15 protein-coding genes and 1 pseudogene are annotated in these 14,886 nt (G+C 72.2%); 7 read left to right on the top strand and 9 right to left on the bottom strand.

The window, feature by feature from the left end; translation table 11 throughout:
* Position 1 precedes the first annotated feature (1 nt).
* The gene (locus EXE59_RS04690) at positions 2–511 is read right to left on the bottom strand and encodes a tripartite tricarboxylate transporter TctB family protein (protein WP_135837859.1); all 510 of its coding nucleotides are present in this window, start codon (positions 509–511) and stop codon (positions 2–4) included.
* Positions 508–1,500, bottom strand: a complete 993-nt coding sequence (locus tag EXE59_RS04695; protein ID WP_135837860.1) for a tripartite tricarboxylate transporter substrate-binding protein — start codon at positions 1,498–1,500, stop codon at positions 508–510. The genes EXE59_RS04690 and EXE59_RS04695 overlap by 4 nt, the downstream gene beginning before the upstream one ends.
* A gap of 289 nt (positions 1,501–1,789) precedes the next feature.
* Between EXE59_RS04695 and EXE59_RS04700 the strand changes: the two genes are divergently transcribed.
* Positions 1,790–2,407, top strand: coding sequence for a response regulator transcription factor (locus EXE59_RS04700; protein ID WP_246057042.1), 618 nt, complete (start codon positions 1,790–1,792; stop codon positions 2,405–2,407).
* Here the strand turns inward: EXE59_RS04700 and EXE59_RS04705 are convergent.
* Complete coding sequence (locus EXE59_RS04705) at positions 2,317–3,180, bottom strand: glycerophosphodiester phosphodiesterase family protein (protein ID WP_210428887.1); 864 nt, start codon at positions 3,178–3,180, stop codon at positions 2,317–2,319. The two genes, EXE59_RS04700 and EXE59_RS04705, sit on opposite strands and share 91 nt — an antisense overlap.
* Positions 3,181–3,361: 181 nt before the next feature.
* Positions 3,362–3,748 (bottom strand): tetratricopeptide repeat protein, encoded by a 387-nt coding sequence (locus tag EXE59_RS04710; RefSeq protein WP_135837862.1) that lies wholly within the window; start codon positions 3,746–3,748, stop codon positions 3,362–3,364.
* Between the two features lie 147 nt (positions 3,749–3,895).
* On the opposite strand from EXE59_RS04710, the gene EXE59_RS04715 reads away from it, so the two are divergent.
* The 6 genes and pseudogenes from EXE59_RS04715 to EXE59_RS04735 all read left to right on the top strand — a co-directional run bounded on the left by EXE59_RS04715 (position 3,896) and on the right by EXE59_RS04735 (position 8,878).
* A complete protein-coding gene (locus EXE59_RS04715) occupies positions 3,896–5,071 on the top strand; it encodes an LLM class flavin-dependent oxidoreductase (RefSeq protein ID WP_135837863.1) in 1,176 nt (391 codons plus the stop codon).
* Complete coding sequence (locus EXE59_RS04720; protein ID WP_135837864.1) at positions 5,068–5,730, top strand: FMN reductase; 663 nt, start codon at positions 5,068–5,070, stop codon at positions 5,728–5,730. Before EXE59_RS04715 ends, EXE59_RS04720 begins: the two co-directional genes overlap by 4 nt.
* A 204-nt stretch (positions 5,731–5,934) precedes the next feature.
* A pseudogene (locus EXE59_RS25065) lies at positions 5,935–7,340 on the top strand (catalase); the annotation flags it as partial.
* Between the two features lie 15 nt (positions 7,341–7,355).
* Positions 7,356–7,898 (top strand): type 1 glutamine amidotransferase family protein, encoded by a 543-nt coding sequence (locus tag EXE59_RS25070; protein WP_425464531.1) that lies wholly within the window; start codon positions 7,356–7,358, stop codon positions 7,896–7,898.
* A 73-nt stretch (positions 7,899–7,971) separates the two neighbouring features.
* Positions 7,972–8,400 carry a VOC family protein gene (locus EXE59_RS04730; protein ID WP_135837865.1) on the top strand — a complete coding sequence of 143 codons (429 nt, stop codon included), beginning with the start codon at positions 7,972–7,974 and terminating at the stop codon, positions 8,398–8,400.
* A 133-nt stretch (positions 8,401–8,533) separates the two neighbouring features.
* Entirely contained in the window at positions 8,534–8,878 is a 345-nt protein-coding gene (locus EXE59_RS04735; protein WP_135837866.1) for a PRC-barrel domain-containing protein, read from the top strand.
* 78 nt (positions 8,879–8,956) lie between these two features.
* Here the strand turns inward: EXE59_RS04735 and EXE59_RS04740 are convergent, their stop codons facing one another.
* The 5 genes from EXE59_RS04740 to EXE59_RS04760 all read right to left on the bottom strand — a co-directional run bounded on the left by EXE59_RS04740 (position 8,957) and on the right by EXE59_RS04760 (position 14,851).
* Entirely contained in the window at positions 8,957–9,646 is a 690-nt protein-coding gene (locus EXE59_RS04740; protein WP_135837867.1) for a maleylpyruvate isomerase family mycothiol-dependent enzyme, read from the bottom strand.
* Positions 9,646–10,284, bottom strand: a complete 639-nt coding sequence (locus EXE59_RS04745) for a hypothetical protein (RefSeq protein ID WP_135837868.1) — start codon at positions 10,282–10,284, stop codon at positions 9,646–9,648. The genes EXE59_RS04740 and EXE59_RS04745 overlap by 1 nt, the downstream gene beginning before the upstream one ends.
* Before the next feature lie 39 nt (positions 10,285–10,323).
* Positions 10,324–11,835 carry an SDR family NAD(P)-dependent oxidoreductase gene (locus EXE59_RS04750; RefSeq protein WP_246056503.1) on the bottom strand — a complete coding sequence of 504 codons (1,512 nt, stop codon included), beginning with the start codon at positions 11,833–11,835 and terminating at the stop codon, positions 10,324–10,326.
* A gap of 22 nt (positions 11,836–11,857) precedes the next feature.
* A complete protein-coding gene (locus EXE59_RS04755) occupies positions 11,858–14,140 on the bottom strand; it encodes a DUF6351 family protein (protein ID WP_135837869.1) in 2,283 nt (760 codons plus the stop codon).
* A gap of 63 nt (positions 14,141–14,203) precedes the next feature.
* Positions 14,204–14,851 carry a response regulator transcription factor gene (locus EXE59_RS04760; RefSeq protein ID WP_135837870.1) on the bottom strand — a complete coding sequence of 216 codons (648 nt, stop codon included), beginning with the start codon at positions 14,849–14,851 and terminating at the stop codon, positions 14,204–14,206.
* Positions 14,852–14,886: the final 35 nt, after the last annotated feature.

Below are 14,886 nucleotides of genomic sequence, written 5' to 3' on the forward strand. Positions count from 1 at the left end.
GTCAGCCCCCCAGCCATTCGCCGAGGATCGATAGCCGCAGCTGGAGCAGCACCACGAAGACGACGAGGCACAGCGCGGTGATCCCGGCGGCGGTCAGCGCCGCCTTGAGGACGCTGGTGCCGTGCCCGGCGAGGGCCGCGACGAACGTCGTCACGAACAGCGTCGGGCCGAGGCCGAGACCGGAGACGAAGAACCCGAAGAACAGGATCGCCGCCACCAGCAGGCCCCCGCGCCGCCACGGGATCGGCGCGCGCTCGACGTCGCGGATCGCCGGGTCGCCGCCGCGGAAGGCGATGGCGACCACGATCAGCCCGAGCAGCACGAGGATGCTGCCGAGCGCCAGGGGCACGTAGCCCGAGCCCATCCGCAGCGCGGAGCCCACGTCGTACCGCGAGCCGCCGATGGCGAACGCGAGGCCGAGGACGATGAACGCGCCCCCCGCCAGGAGGTCCGGCCGGAACGGAGCCGGGCGGTGCCCGGCGCCGTTCTCGACACCCGTGTCGGTGCTCATCCGCCGGTGACCCCGGACTCTTCGATGATCGGGGTCCACAGGTCGATCTGCTCCTGCAGCTTGGACGTGTGGGCCTCCGGGGTGACCTGGTCCGCGGGCACGGGCGTGGTGCCCAGGTCGGCCATCGAGTCGATGACGTTCTGGTCCTGGAGCGCCACCTCGAGCGCCGCCGTCAGCTTCTCGACGATCTCGTCCGGGGTATCGGAGGGGACGTACAGGCCGTGCCAGACGCCGACCTCGACGTCGGACCAACCGGCGTCGGCGGTCGTCGGCAACTCGGGGAGCGCCTCGATCGGCTCGGGCGTGGTGACGGCGTACGCCTTGATGTCGCCGGACTGGATCTGCGCCGCGGTGTTGGTGGTCTGGTCGCACATGAAGTCGACCTGGCCGCCGACCAGGTCGGTGAGCGCCGGGCCGGTGCCGTCGTACGGGACCTCCGTGAGGTCGACGCCGAGCTGCTGCTCGATGAGCAGGCCGCAGAGCTGCGACGCGGCGCCGACGCCGGCGTTGGCGAGGGTGACCGTGTCGGCGTTCTCCTCGACGTAGGTGGCGAGCTCCTCGAGCGTCTCGGGCTCGAAGTCCTTGCGCGCCACGATGGTCATCGGTACGTCGGTGACGAGGCCGACGGTCTTGAAGTCCTCGAGCGGGTCGTAGGCCAGGTCGGGGTAGAGGCCCGGTGCGGTCGACATGCCGATGTGGTGGATGAGCACCTCGTAGCCGTCGCCGTCCGCGTCGGCGACCTGCCCGGCCGCCACGGTGCCGCCGGCACCCTCCACGTTCTGGACGATGATCTCGGCCCCGAGCTCCTCAGCCATCGGCTCGGCGATCAGGCGGGTCACGGTGTCGGTGGGGCCGCCCGCCGCGAACGGGACGACCAGGGTGATGTCGTCCTCGGGATAGGCCGCGGGGTCGGCGTCGCCGCCGCCGCACGCGGCGAGGCCGAGCATCGAGAGGCAGGCGAGGGTCGCCAGGGGGGTGCGCCGGTGCATGGCAGCTCCTTCATCGGGGTGTGTGTCGCCCGTCACACTCGCCCGGCGACGTGGGCCTGGTCACCGTTGTGCACCTTGTGTTCACGGGTGTCGTGCGGCCGGGTGGCCCCGTCGAGGTGGGCAGATCGAGCTCGAGGTTCACCCCTGAGGGTGGAATCGGTGGTGCTGGCACCACCAAGGAGCGTCTTCACGCAGGAGTCCGTCTACTGTCGGAACTGACGGTCGGGGGGTCGTCGAGGGGCGATGTCCGCTCCTCCGAGGACGACCTGAGGACCACCAGTTGACCAGCATGGACATCCGCGTCGCGCTGCTCGGCGGCGACGAGCTCGTGAGGCGCGGCCTCGACGGCATGCTCCGCACGCTCGGTGGCTTCGAGCTCGGCAGCGTCAAGGACCGCGCCCGCCGGCCGATCGACATCGCGCTCGTCGAGACCTTCGGGGCACCGCGGGGCGACACGACCCTCGAGCGCGCGGCGGCCGACCCGTTCATCCGGCACGTCGCGATCTACACGTGGAACCACCAGCCCGGGCTGGTCCACGAGCCTCTCGAGCACGGCGTCACCGGCTACCTCGCCAAGAGCCTCAGCGCCCAGCAGCTCGGGCGCGCCCTCCGCGCCATCCACCTCGGCGAGACGGTCGTGGCGCCCCTCCTGCCGGTCCTGCCGACCAAGGACCTCCGGTCCACCGACCAGGCCGACCTGCTCACCGTGCGCGAGCGCGAGACCCTCGCCCACATCGCCACCGGCAAGAGCAACGACGAGATCGCCCAGCAGATGCAGATCTCCCTCAACTCCGTGAAGTCCTACATCCGCAGCGCCTACCGCAAGACCGGCGTACGCAGCCGCAGCCAGGCGGTCCTCTGGGCCGTCTCGCACGGGCTCGGCGCGGAGGTGCTCGAGGGCGTCTGACGGGTCGGCCACTGCCCGCGACCGATCAGCACCTCGCGCAGCACGTCGGGCCGGTCGGTGATGATGCCGTCGACGCCCATGTCGAGCAGGGAGCGCATCGTGACCGGGTCGTCGACCGTCCACACGACCACCCGGATGCCGAGCTCGTGCGCCCGCGCGATCACCCGCTCGGAGTGCACGGGCAGGCGGCCCAGGCGGATCGGCACGTGCGCGAAGGTGCCCGCCGCCCCCTCGCCGCGGCGCAGGCCGGGAGGGCGTACGCCGCCGCGCGAGCACGCGACCAGGGTGGTCAGCGACCGCCAGCCGAGCGCCGTCGTGACGCCGGGCGCCTCGTCGCGGAGCCGCCGCAGCCAGCCGCTCCACGCGCCCGCGACGAGCGTCCGCTCGGCCCAGCCGGGGTTGGCCCGCATCAGCCGCGCCATGGCGCCGATCGCCGCCTCGTCCTTGAGGTCGATCGCGAACCGCGCGCTCGGGAAGCTCGCCATCGCCTCGCTGAGCGTGGGCACCTGGTCGGTGCCGTCGACGCGGAGCCGGCGCACGTCGGCGAGGTCGTGGTCGGCGACCCGGCCCGGCTGCCCGGTCACCCGCCCGAGCGTCGCGTCGTGGAAGCAGACCAGGTGCCCGTCGCGGGTGGTGCGCACGTCGGTCTCGAGGTGGGTGAGGCCCAGGGCCGTGGCCCGGTCGAAGGCCGCGAGGGTGTTCTCCGGGGCGAGCCCCATGCCCCCGCGGTGGGCGATCGCGAGTGGTCCGGTGTGGTCGCCGTAGCTGGTCACGCCCTCAGGATGGGGCCGCGCGTGCGCCCTGTCGCGCCGGGAGGGCCGGGGGTGGCGAGTGTTCACCCAGGCTTCGGACTATGACACCCGGATGGACGCTGGGGGGCCGGCATGGCGGGCGTCGAGCGGACGATGGTCCGCTCGACCCCGCCGGGACCCCGGCGGCCGCCACCCGGGCCGCTCAGCTCCGGTAGCCGCCCAACAGCTCGGCCAGGCGCAGGTGCGGCTGCGCCTCGTCCGTGCGCCCCTTGCGCTGCAGGGAGCGGCCGAGCAGCAGGTGGGCGTACGGCTCGTTGGGGTCGTGCTCGAGGAGCTCGGTCGCGACCTTGATGGTGCCGTCGAGCTGGGCGGAGTGGAACAGCGCGCGCGCCAGCAGGAGGCGTACGTCGGTGAGCTCGTGGCCGACGTCGCCCGGGTCGTCGAGCAGCTCGGCGAGCAGGACGGCGGCCTCGCGGTAGGCGCGCTCCTCGAACAGCACCTGGGCGCGCAGCCAGCGGTCGTGGGTGGTGTCCTCGAGCAGGCCCGCGTGTCCGCGCAGCAGGTCCTCGAAGGGGGTGAAGTCGGTCATCGATCGCTCCTCTCGGACAATCTCCTGGTCCGAGCGTGCGCCCGGACGACGGTCCAACGCCGTACGTCGCCCGGCGATTCCACGGAATACTGGGGCCGGAAGGCAGGTTGAGAGTGGTACAAACTTCAACCAACATCGGAGGGAACCATGCAGTTCGGCATCTTCAGCGTCGGTGACGTCACGACGGACCCGACCACCGGGCGCACCGCGTCCGAGGCCGAGCGCATCGACCTGATGACGAAGGTCGCGCTCAAGGCCGAGGAGGTCGGCCTCGACGTCTTCGCCACCGGCGAGCACCACAACCCGCCGTTCGTGGTGTCGTCCCCGACGACGCACCTCGGCTACATCGCGGCGAAGACCGAGAAGCTCCTGCTCTCCACGAGCACGACCCTCATCACCACCAACGACCCGGTGAAGATCGCGGAGGACTACGCGTTCCTCCAGCACCTCTCCGGCGGCCGCGTCGACCTGATGATGGGCCGCGGCAACACCGGGCCGGTCTACCCCTGGTTCGGCAAGGACATCCGCGACGGCATCAAGCTCGCGGTCGAGAACTACCACCTGCTGCGCAAGCTGTGGCGCGAGCCGGTCGTCAACTGGCAGGGCCAGTTCCGTACGCCGCTGCAGGGCTACACCTCCACTCCGGCTCCGCTCGACGGCACGCCGCCCTTCGTGTGGCACGGCTCGATCCGCAGCACGGAGATCGCCGAGCAGGCGGCCTACTACGGCGACGGCTTCTTCCACAACCACATCTTCTGGAACAAGGAGCACACCGAGCAGATGGTGGGCCTCTACCGCCGCCGCTTCGAGTTCTACGGCCACGGCGCGGCCGACCAGGCGTACGTCGGGCTGGGCGGACAGGTGTTCATGGCGTCGACCGAGGCGGAGGCCAAGCGCGTCTACCGGCCCTACTTCGACAACGCCCCGGTCTACGGCCACGGCCCGTCGCTGGAGGACTACACCAAGATGACGCCCCTGACCGTCGGCACCCCCGAGCAGGTCATCGAGCGCACCCTCGGCTTCGCCGACTACGTCGGTGACTACCAGCGCCAGCTGTTCCTCGCCGACCACGCCGGCCTGCCGGAGTCGCTGGTCCTCGAGCAGGTGGAGATGCTCGGCACCGAGGTCGTGCCCGTGCTCCGCAAGGAGTTCGAGCGCCGCCGCCCGGCCCACGTGCCGAGCGACCCGCCGACCCACGCCTCGCTCGTGGCCGCCGGCTCGGACGCCCCGCACCACCTCGTCGAGCCCGCTCGCGAGCACGTCGAGAAGCTGCAGGCCGAGCAGGCCGAGCAGGCCGAGCAGGCCGCTGGGGCCACCGCATGAGCCGTCGTGTTGTCGTGGTGACGGCGGGACTGACCGTCCCCTCGTCCACGCGGCTGCTGGCCGACCAGGTCGCCGAGGCCACCTCGGCCCAGGTCACCGCCCGGGGCGAGGCCGTCGAGATCGAGTTCGTCGAGCTGCGGGAGGTCGCCGGCGAGCTGGCGACCTTCATGGTCACCGGCGGCATCCCGACGCCGCGGCTCACCGAGCTGCGCGAGCAGGTCGCCGGGGCCGACGGCCTGATCGCGGTCACGCCCGTGTTCAACGGCAGCTACAGCGGACTGTTCAAGATGTTCTTCGACGCCCTCGACAAGGACTCGCTGACCGGTACGCCGGTGCTCATCGCCGCGGCCGCCGGGAGCGCCCGGCACTCGCTGGTGCTCGACCACGCGATGCGTCCGCTCTTCGCCTACCTCCGCGCGGTCGTGGTCCCCACGGGGATCTTCGCCGCCACCGAGGACTTCGGCAGCCACGGGCTCTCCGACCGCATCACCCGCGCCGCGGCCGAGCTCGCCGCGCTGGTGATCGGCCAGGGCGGCTACGGGGTCGGCGGGTTCACGCCCGACCTCGCCGCCCGCCCCCGGCGTACGTCGGGGACGCACGTCGAGACCGACGTGACTCCCTTCGGCGACCTGCTGCGCGGTCACGCCGGCTCGGACTGAGGGGCCCCCGGACCGGGGGTCCCTCAGGGTGAGCCGACCCGCGCCGCGTCGCGCCTAGCGTCGAGAGGGACCCGTACGGACCCTCGGAAGGACGCACCCATGGCGCGCAGGACGACCGCTCAGAACGACCGCACGGGCGAGGGCGGCGAGCTCCACCAGGCGCCCGCCAGGGGTCAGGTGATGACCACCGCGCAGGGCGTCCCGATGAGCGACGACCAGAACTCGCTGCGCGCCGGCGAGCGGGGCCCGACCCTGCTCGAGGACTTCGCGATGCGGGAGAAGATCTTCCACTTCGACCACGAGCGCATCCCCGAGCGCGTCGTGCACGCCCGCGGCTACGGCGCCCACGGGTACCTCGAGTGCCTCGACCCGGTCACCGACCTCACCCGCGCCGCGCCGTTCGCGCGCAAGGGCAAGCGCACCGAGGCGTTCGTCCGCTTCTCGACCGTCGCCGGCAACCTCGGGTCGTTCGACCTGGCGCGCGACGTACGCGGCTTCGCCGTCAAGCTCTACACCGACGAGGGCAACTGGGACATCGTCGGCAACAACATCCCGGTCTTCTTCATCCAGGACGCGATGAAGTTCCCCGACCTCGTGCACGCGGTCAAGGAGGAGCAGGACCGTGGCTGGCCGCAGGCGCAGAGCGCCCACGACACGTTCTGGGACTTCATCTCCCTGATGCCCGAGTCGACCCACATGACGCTGTGGCAGATGTCGGCCGCGCGATCCCGCGCTCGTTCCGCTTCATGGAGGGCTTCGGCGTCCACACCTTCCGGTTCGTCAACGCCGACGGAGACGCGACGTTCGTGAAGTTCCACTGGAAGCCGCGCCAGGGGATGCAGTCGGTGGTGTGGAACGAGGCGGTGAAGATCAACGGCGCCGACCCCGACTTCCACCGTCGCGACCTGTACGCCGCCATCGAGGCCGGCGACTTCCCGCAGTGGGACCTCGGCGTGCAGGTCTTCGACGAGGCCTTCGCCGAGGAGTTCGAGTTCGACGTCCTCGACGCCACCAAGATCATCCCCGAGGAGCAGGTGCCGGTGCGCACGATCGCCCGGCTGACGCTCGACCGGGTCGCCAGCAACGTCTTCGCCGAGACCGAGCAGGTGGCCTTCTGCACCCAGAACGTCGTGCCCGGCGTCGACTTCAGCGACGACCCGCTCCTCCAGGGGCGCAACTTCTCCTACCTCGACACCCAGCTCAAGCGCCTCGGCAGCCCCAACTTCACGCAGATCCCGATCAACGCGCCGCGGTGCCCGGTCGCGCACTTCCAACGCGACGGCCACATGCAGATGTCGCGGCAGGAGGGGCGCGCCAACTACGAGCCCAACTCCCTCGGCGGCACCGAGCGCGGTCCGCGGGCCGACGTCGACAACGGCTACGCCAGCGTGCCGCGCGAGGAGGGCGGCCAGGTCCGGCGGGTGCGGTCGGAGACCTTCGCCGACCACTACAGCCAGGCCCGCCAGTTCTGGATCAGCCAGACCGAGGTCGAGCAGCGGCACATCGTCGCGGCGTACGGCTTCGAGCTCGGCAAGTGCGAGGAGCCGGCCATCCGCACGCGCATGCTCGGCAACCTCCGCAACGTCCACGAGGACCTCGCGCAGGGCGTGGCAGACGAGCTCGGCATGCCGCTGCCCGAGGCCAACCCCGCCGCCGTCGAGCCGCGTACGGACCTCCCGGAGTCGGCTGCGCTGAGCATCCTGCGCAACGGGCCGGACTCCTTCGCCGGGCGCAAGCTCGGCGTGCTGGTGACGGCAGGATCCGACGGCGCGCTGGTCAAGGCGCTCGAGGAGGCGTTCACCGGCGCGGGCGCGCTCGTCGAGTACGTCGCCCCCGCCGCCGGTCCGCTCAAGCTCAAGGGTGGGCGCAAGCTGACCCCCGACCACGCGGTCGTCGGCGCACCGTCGGTGCTCTTCGACGCGGTGGCGGTCGTGCCGTCCGCCGACGGGGCCGAGCAGCTCGCCGGGCGCAAGACGGCCTGCGACTTCGTCGACGACGCGTACGCACACCAGAAGTTCCTGGGCTGGTCGGCCGACGCCGAGGCGCTGCTCGACGCCGCCGGGGTGACCCCGGACGACGGCTGCCCGGAGCTGACGGCGGACTCGGTGGCCGGCTTCCTCGAGCAGTGCGCGGCGCTGCGGCACTGGGAGCGCCCGGTCCGCGACTGAGCCGTACGGCCCCTTCCCGCGGACGCCGGCGCTTCCTAGATTGGGTGCACCGATCCGACGACAGGAGACCGCCATGTCCGTCCTGCTCAACCCCTACGTCAACTTCCCGGACGCGCAGGCGAGGGAGGCGATGGAGTTCTACCAGTCGGTGCTCGGCGGCGACCTCAGCATCATGACGTTCGGAGACATGGGCACCGAGGGCCCGACGGCGACGCAGGTGATGCACGGCCAGCTCACGACGCCCGGAGGCATCACGCTGATGGGGGCCGACGCGCCGCCCGAGATGGTGCAGGTGCGGTTCGGCGACAACATGTCGATCAGCCTGTCCGGCGGGCCCGAGGACGGCGACGAGCTCCGCGGCTGGTTCGCCGCGCTGTCCGAGGGCGGGGAGGTGCGCCAGCCGCTCGAGGCCGCCCCGTGGGGCGACGAGTTCGGCATGTTCGTCGACCGGTTCGAGATCTGCTGGATGGTCAACATCGCGGGGAGCGCCGCTCCGTCCTGAGCCTCCGCCCCTCCCTCCGGACGTACCCCTGGGGCGGTAACTCGGCGTGACACCGCCTCTCGGGTGTGTGCGCCGGTCGGCCGCGGTGGTTGCGTCGGTGGTTCGGCACAACCGAACCCCCTGGGAGGGAATCATGAGTGACACAGTGTGGAGCTACCGCGACACCTCGTGGAGCCAGGACAGCGACCTCATCGGCTACGACGTCGAGGCCAGCGACGGGTCGATCGGCAAGATCGACGAGGCGAGCAACGACGCGGCCGGCCAGTGGCTGGTCGTCGACACCGGCTTCTGGATCTTCGGCAAGAAGCGCCTGATCCCGGCCGGCGCCGTCACGGGCGTCGACCACGACGGCAAGAACGTGATCGTCAACCTGACCAAGGACGAGATCAAGTCCGCGCCGGACTACGACAAGGACGACTGGAACGACGACTCCCGGGGTCGTCACACCGACTACTACACGCCGTACTCGTCCCGCTGACCCAGCGGGACGACACGTTCCCCGACGCCCCGGCCGACACGCTCGGCCGGGGCGTCGGCGCGTCCGGGGCTCGCGCGGTCAGGGCGCCAGCGCGCCGGACAGCAGCTCGGCGGCCTGCGGGTCGAGCGTCGAGGTGTCGGCGCGGTGCCAGAGCAGTCGCAGGAGCACCTCCGCGCGGTCCCGGACCTCGACCTCCGTGCCCGACCCGATCGTGACGTCACCCGGGACGTCGGTCGCGACGAGTCGTACGGCCGCCGCGAGCGGGTCGACGCGACCGAGCCGCACCTGCCGCGGGTAGAGCACCTCGGCCACCTCGAGCACGCCGTCCCAGGCGAGCGCGGGGTCGTACGCCGTCGGTGCGCCGGCAGCCTCCTCGGCGTCCCACGTGTGCATGGCGACCTCGTGGACCTGGCGTCGCCGCCAGGACCCGGCGGTGCGGTCGGCCGCGTCGAGGGTCCACGCGGGCGCGTCCGGGGGCGTGGACGCGAGCACGTCGAGGAGGTGCGCCGCCTGCGCGGCGTACCAGGCCGCGAGGTCGGGCTCGTCAGGCGCCGGTGGAGTCGGCTGCAGGTCCGGGGTGCCGGCCGTCACGGCGTGCGCCGCCCACTGGTGCACGCCGCCGAGGTGCACCACCAGGTCGCGCACAGACCAGCCCGGGCAGTGCGTCACCGGGGCGTCGGGGTCGGCGGACGCGACCACCGCGGCGAACCTGGCGGTGTGCGTGCGCAGCAGTGCGAGCCAGTCAGCACCGCCCACCTCGTCGCGCATCACGCCTCCCAGGCCGGTCCCTCGCCGCCCACGCGTTCCAGCAGCCGACGCCCGACGTGGCCGGCGTTGGCGAGGCGTACGTCCTCGGGGACCGCGGGGAGGTTCTCCTCCCAGTCGAGCAGGCACGAGCCGCGCAGCTGCAGCATCCGCGCGGGCCGGCCGAAGAAGAACGGGTGGGCGTGCGCGCCGCCGTCGCCGTAGCGTCCGACGTGGCAGCGCCCGACGCTCGGCAGCTCCTCGATCGCGGCGGTGACGCGGACCATCAGCACGCCCAGCTCGGCGGCCATCTCGACGGGCAGGTCCGCGAGGTCGTAGTGCTGGACGGGCCGGAGGATGAAGGACACGGGGAGCTTCATGTCGAGCGCGACCAGCAGCCACCGCTCGTTGCGCCAGGCGACCCGCGCAGCGCGCTCGGGCGGCATCGGGTGCTGGCAGAAGCAGTCAGCCGGGTCCTCGCCCTCGCGCGGCGGCTCGGCGTCGGCGAGCGGCTCCAGCGGCTTGACCCGCAGCCCGTCGAGCTCGAACGGGAAGATGTCCCACCCGGGCATCGCCTCGATCGCGACCGGCAGCCGGCCCTCGTCGTCGGTGGCCGCGGCGACGCGGGCGTGGAACTCCTCGGCGGTCTCGAGCTGGCTCATGGCGCCGAGTCAATCAGGTCTACGTGGCGGACGCGTCGGTCACCAGGGCGAGGGCTGGTAGTCCTTGACGAAGCAGCCGAACAGGTCAGTCCCGGACTCGCCGAGCACGATCGGGTCGTAGACGCGCGCGGCCCCGTCGACGAGGTCGAGCGGCGCGTGCCAGCCCTCGGCGGCGATCCGCAGCTTCTCGTGGTGCGGCCGCTCGTCGGTGATCCAGCCGGTGTCGACGGCGGTCATCAGGATGCTGTCGGTCTCGAACATCTCGCCCGACGAGGTGCGGGTCATCATGTTGAGCGCGGCCTTGGCCATGTTGGTGTGCGGGTGCCCGGGGCCCTTGTAGCGGCGGGAGAACTGGCCCTCCATCGCCGAGACGTTGACGACGTACGCCCGACCCGAGGTCGCCGCCGCAGCCGCCGCCGCGAGGGCCGGGCGCAGCCGCGAGACCAGCAGGAACGGCGCGATCGAGTTGCACAGCTGCACCTCGAGGAGCTCCAGCGGGTCGACCTCGCCGACGGTCTGGGTCCACGAGTTGTTCGTCTGGACGTCTGGCAGCAGGCCCCCGGCGTCGACGGCGGTGCCGGCGAGGTGCGCGTCGAGCGAGGCGTGCCCGGCCTTGAGGGCCAGCGCGGTGAGGGTCGCGGCGTTGTGGACGGCCATCGCGTGCTCGGCCGACTCGCCCTCGTGGTGGGCCACGGCGGTGTCGCGCAGGGCGCCGGCGATGGCCGCGGGGTGCGCCTCCGAGATCCGGTCGAAGGTCACCAGCTCCGGCACCGAGTCGTCGGGCAGCGGCAGCGACTCGGCCTCGACGAGGGGGGCGTACGCGCCGGGCGTGCGGCGGACCGTCTGGCAGGCGTTGTTGATGAGGATGTCGAGCGGACCGGCCGCGGCGACGTCGTCGGCCAGGGACACGACCTGGGTCGGGTCGCGCAGGTCGATGCCGACGACCTTGAGCCGGTGCAGCCAGTCGTCGCTGTCGGGCATCGCGCTGAACCGGCGCACCGCGTCCTTGGGGAAGCGGGTGGTGATCGTCGTGTGGGCGCCGTCGCGCAGCAGCCGCAGCGCGATGTACATCCCGATCTTCGCGCGGCCGCCGGTGAGCAGCGCCCGCTTGCCGGTGAGGTCGGTGCGCTGGTCGCGCTTGGTGTGGCTCATCGCCGCGCAGCTCGGGCAGAGCCAGTGGTAGAACGCGTCGACGAGCGTGAAGTCCTGCTTGCAGATGTAGCACCCGCGCGCGGTGATCAGCTCACCGGCGAAGGCGCCGGCGGTGTTCGACACGAGCGGGATGCCGGCGGTCTCGTCGTCGATGCGCATCGGCGAGCCGGTGGCCGTGCGCGCGATGATGTCGAGGTCGTGCTGCTGGCGCTCCAGGCGGATCTCGGCGCGACGCTGCTTCTTGATCAGCTTGTACATGTAGGACGCGGCGCGCTTCATCGTGCGTACGTCGTCGTGGTCGGGGTGCAGCGCCGACACCTCGCGCAGCACCTCGAGGGCGATCGCCATCCGGGCAGGGTCGATTCGGGGCGAGTCAGGACCGGGGTGCTGCTGGTTCACCGGAGCAGGGTACGGCGGTACCTCACTCCCGCCACAAAGGACGGAACGAGCGGCCGAACCACCCGAGGCCCGAGCCCTTCGGCGCGCGCGGCAGCTCCGCCCCGCCGTACGTCGCGCGCCGGGCGGTGCCGTACTCGAGCCAGGTCCGCGCCGGCCGCTGGCCGATCCCGGGCCGCGCCCAGTCGCAGACACCGCCGGCGAAGACCGCCTGCAGGCGTGCCCACTGCGCGTCGGTGAACGGCACCGGCAGTCCGCCGGGCAGGCGGTAGGTCGAGCGGTCGAGCGGCTGGAGCCGGCAGGCGAGGACGTCGTTGGCCGCCGGGCCGCCCGCCTCCTGGCGCGGCGTGGAGAGGTTGGTGGTCGCGAGGTCCGCGCGGCACACCACGCCGGGGACGCCGTCGGCGAGGCAGCGGTCCTGCAGCGACGCGGGCCGGCCCTCGACGACCTTCTGCGCCAGCGGGACGGCGCGCCGGTCCTTCTCGACCCGGGTCAGCCAGCGGTCCATCGCGATGAACGCCTCGGTCGGCCAGCGCACGTCGCCGAGCAGCGGGGTCGGCCCGAACCACTCGACGCGGTTGTCGGTGTGGCCCTGCGAGCGCTGGAGCCGGAGGTGGCTCCAGACGGCGTGGGCGTAGTCGTGGGCGATGCCCGGGTCGGGCCCGGCGTGGTTGATCATGGCCACGCCGCTGGTGTTGCTGAACTCGTTGAGCAGGCCGGTGCGATAGGCGTTGGCGATCGACGCCGGGTCGCCGGCGGTGCGCGCGGCGATCGGGTCGGCGTTGACGTCGAGGCCGCCGATCTTCTCGTTGAGGTCGGCGAACTGCTCCGGCGTGATCCGCCCGCCCTTCAGCGCCTCCAGCCCGTACTGGACGCCGCTGTTGCCGAACGGCAGCCCGGCGAACCCGCGTCCGGCCGCCTGCTCCTGCACGCTCCACACCGACTCCGGTCGCGGGCCGAGCTGGTTGCGCATCAGCGTGAGGATGTCGCAGCGCACCCCGCCGGGGTTGGTCTCGGAGTCGAAGCGGGTGCGGGGGTCGCCGGCGACCGGCTCGGGGATCCCCGGGCACGCGTGCTCGGGGTCGATCGCGCTCTTGAACAGGCCCTCGTCCGCGGTGATCGCGTTGACCGGCGTGAGGTGGCCCTCGACGTCGGCGATCTGCGTGGGCGACCAGAGCACACCCGGCCCCCACGACGCCGGGTCCTCGAAGTAGCCCCGCATCAGGTGGTAGTCGGCGAACTGCGAGCCGGGGCTCATCACGTCGGGGTAGGAGCAGGTGGTCACCAGCCCCTGGTAGATCCCGGGGTACGCGTTGGCGACGGTGTGCTGCGCCACCGACCCGCCGCTGCAGCCGGTGCCGATCGTGTAGCGGATCGTGCCGTACTGCTCGACGAGGCGCTCCTTGGCCATCATCAGCGACTCGGCGTTGTGCGCGACGTTGCAGTTGTGGCCGGTGTTGGCCAGCGCCGTCGACATCACCGCGAAGCCGCGCCGCAGCGCCTCGACGTACGAGTTCTCCAGCAGCGGCACCGGGATCGCGTCGAGCGTGCCCGACGCGTCGTCGAGCGGCGGCTCGGCCGGGGCGTAGCTCGCCCCGCAGCCGCCGCCGTGGGTGATGAGCACCTTGCGGTTCCACTGCCGCTGCGGCTTCCACGCCGTCCACCGCCGGCCGGGGGTGAAGAGGGTGAGGATCGCGTAGCGGTCGCGGTCCTGGTAGCCGTCCTCGCGCCGCACCACGAACGGCACCGTCCGGCCCTGGTCGGTGGTCGCGGTGTCGACGTCGCTCGGCGGGGCCGCGGGGTCGTACGGCTCGAGCGCCGAGCGCCCGACCGGCTTGTAGAGGAAGGAGTACGTCGCCGGCTCGTTGCACAGGGCGTCGCGGGCGGTGTCCTGGCAGTCGTACGCCGCGGCGACGGGGCCGCTGAGGACGGGGCCGCCGTTGCGGTGGTTCGTGATGACGACCCGGTCGGGCCGCGCGCTGCCGGCCCGGGCCCGCAGCACGTTGCGGCCGTTGTCGAGCCCCTTCAGCAGGACCACCGAGCGGTGGCGGAACCTCCGTGACACGTCGCGGCCGTCGAGGGTGACGCGGAGCCGGCCGGCCTTCCGCGGCGCGGTGATGCGCACGAGCACGTCGCCGCCGGAGACGAGCTCGGCGCGGTTGGAGAGGACCTGGATCCGTACGCTCCCGCGCTCGGCCTGCGGCGCCGCGGTGCCCGCAGGGGGTCCGGCGACGAGCAGTGCGGCCACCAGGCCGAGGGCGAGCGCGGCCACGCAGGCGCGGACGGTGGGGCGGGACGGGTGCGGCACGGCGTACCTCCTGAGGGGTTCAGGAGGTCAAACGACGCGGGTGCGCGGCTGGTTACTGGGCGGTCACTCGCGGGCCGGCGACCCGTTGATCCGGACCCGGTCGGCGCGCATGCCGTGCTCGACGCCCCACAGCACCGCCTTGGAGCGCGAGTCGACCTCGATCTTGCGGTAGGCCGAGCGGATGTAGGACTTGATGGAGTTGAGCGAGAGCAGGGTGCGCTCGGCGATCTCCTGGTTGCTCAGCCCCATGGTGATGAGTGACAGGACCTCGGCCTCGCGGGCGGTCAGGCCCTCCTCGCGCCCGGGCCAGTCGCCGCCGACGAGCGCGGACCGGCCCCGCGAGGGGGAGACCACGAGCTGGCCGGCGGCGATCGCGCAGATCGCGTCGACCAGGCGCGCGGCCGGGAGGCTCTTGGAGAGATAGCCGCGCACCCCCTGGTTGAGGGTCTCGCGGGTGAGCCACGGCTGGAAGTTCCAGGTGTAGACCGCGACCGTGCGCACCTGGGCGTTCTGGACGAGGTGCTGCACGGCGGGACCGTTGCCCTGGCCCATCCCGAAGGTGTCGTAGAGGGCGACGTCGACCGGCTGACCGACCGGTTTGCCGGCCACCAGCTCGACGACCTCGACCCGGTGGCCGTAGCTGCGCATCATGGCGTCGAGGCCGCGGACGACGACCTCGTCGTCGTTGACCAGCGCGACTCGAATCACCATGCGCCCAACGTACTGCCGTTTATGTATGTTGAACC

Source organism: Nocardioides eburneiflavus (genome assembly GCF_004785795.1).
In the GTDB taxonomy this organism is placed as follows: Bacteria; Actinomycetota; Actinomycetes; order Propionibacteriales; family Nocardioidaceae; genus Nocardioides; species Nocardioides eburneiflavus.

What these genes read in the sequence shown, in the direction of transcription:
- EXE59_RS04690 (WP_135837859.1), bottom strand. Translation starts at nt 511, where the DNA reads ATGAGCACCGACACGGGTGTCGAGAACGGCGCCGGGCACCGCCCGGCT.
- EXE59_RS04695 (WP_135837860.1), bottom strand. Translation starts at nt 1,500, where the DNA reads ATGCACCGGCGCACCCCCCTGGCGACCCTCGCCTGCCTCTCGATGCTC.
- EXE59_RS04700 (WP_246057042.1), top strand. Translation starts at nt 1,790, where the DNA reads ATGGACATCCGCGTCGCGCTGCTCGGCGGCGACGAGCTCGTGAGGCGC.
- EXE59_RS04710 (WP_135837862.1), bottom strand. Translation starts at nt 3,748, where the DNA reads ATGACCGACTTCACCCCCTTCGAGGACCTGCTGCGCGGACACGCGGGC.
- EXE59_RS04715 (WP_135837863.1), top strand. Translation starts at nt 3,896, where the DNA reads ATGCAGTTCGGCATCTTCAGCGTCGGTGACGTCACGACGGACCCGACC.
- EXE59_RS04720 (WP_135837864.1), top strand. Translation starts at nt 5,068, where the DNA reads ATGAGCCGTCGTGTTGTCGTGGTGACGGCGGGACTGACCGTCCCCTCG.
- EXE59_RS25070 (WP_425464531.1), top strand. Translation starts at nt 7,356, where the DNA reads ATGCCGCTGCCCGAGGCCAACCCCGCCGCCGTCGAGCCGCGTACGGAC.
- EXE59_RS04730 (WP_135837865.1), top strand. Translation starts at nt 7,972, where the DNA reads ATGTCCGTCCTGCTCAACCCCTACGTCAACTTCCCGGACGCGCAGGCG.
- EXE59_RS04735 (WP_135837866.1), top strand. Translation starts at nt 8,534, where the DNA reads ATGAGTGACACAGTGTGGAGCTACCGCGACACCTCGTGGAGCCAGGAC.
- EXE59_RS04740 (WP_135837867.1), bottom strand. Translation starts at nt 9,646, where the DNA reads ATGCGCGACGAGGTGGGCGGTGCTGACTGGCTCGCACTGCTGCGCACG.
- EXE59_RS04745 (WP_135837868.1), bottom strand. Translation starts at nt 10,284, where the DNA reads ATGAGCCAGCTCGAGACCGCCGAGGAGTTCCACGCCCGCGTCGCCGCG.
- EXE59_RS04760 (WP_135837870.1), bottom strand. Translation starts at nt 14,851, where the DNA reads ATGGTGATTCGAGTCGCGCTGGTCAACGACGACGAGGTCGTCGTCCGC.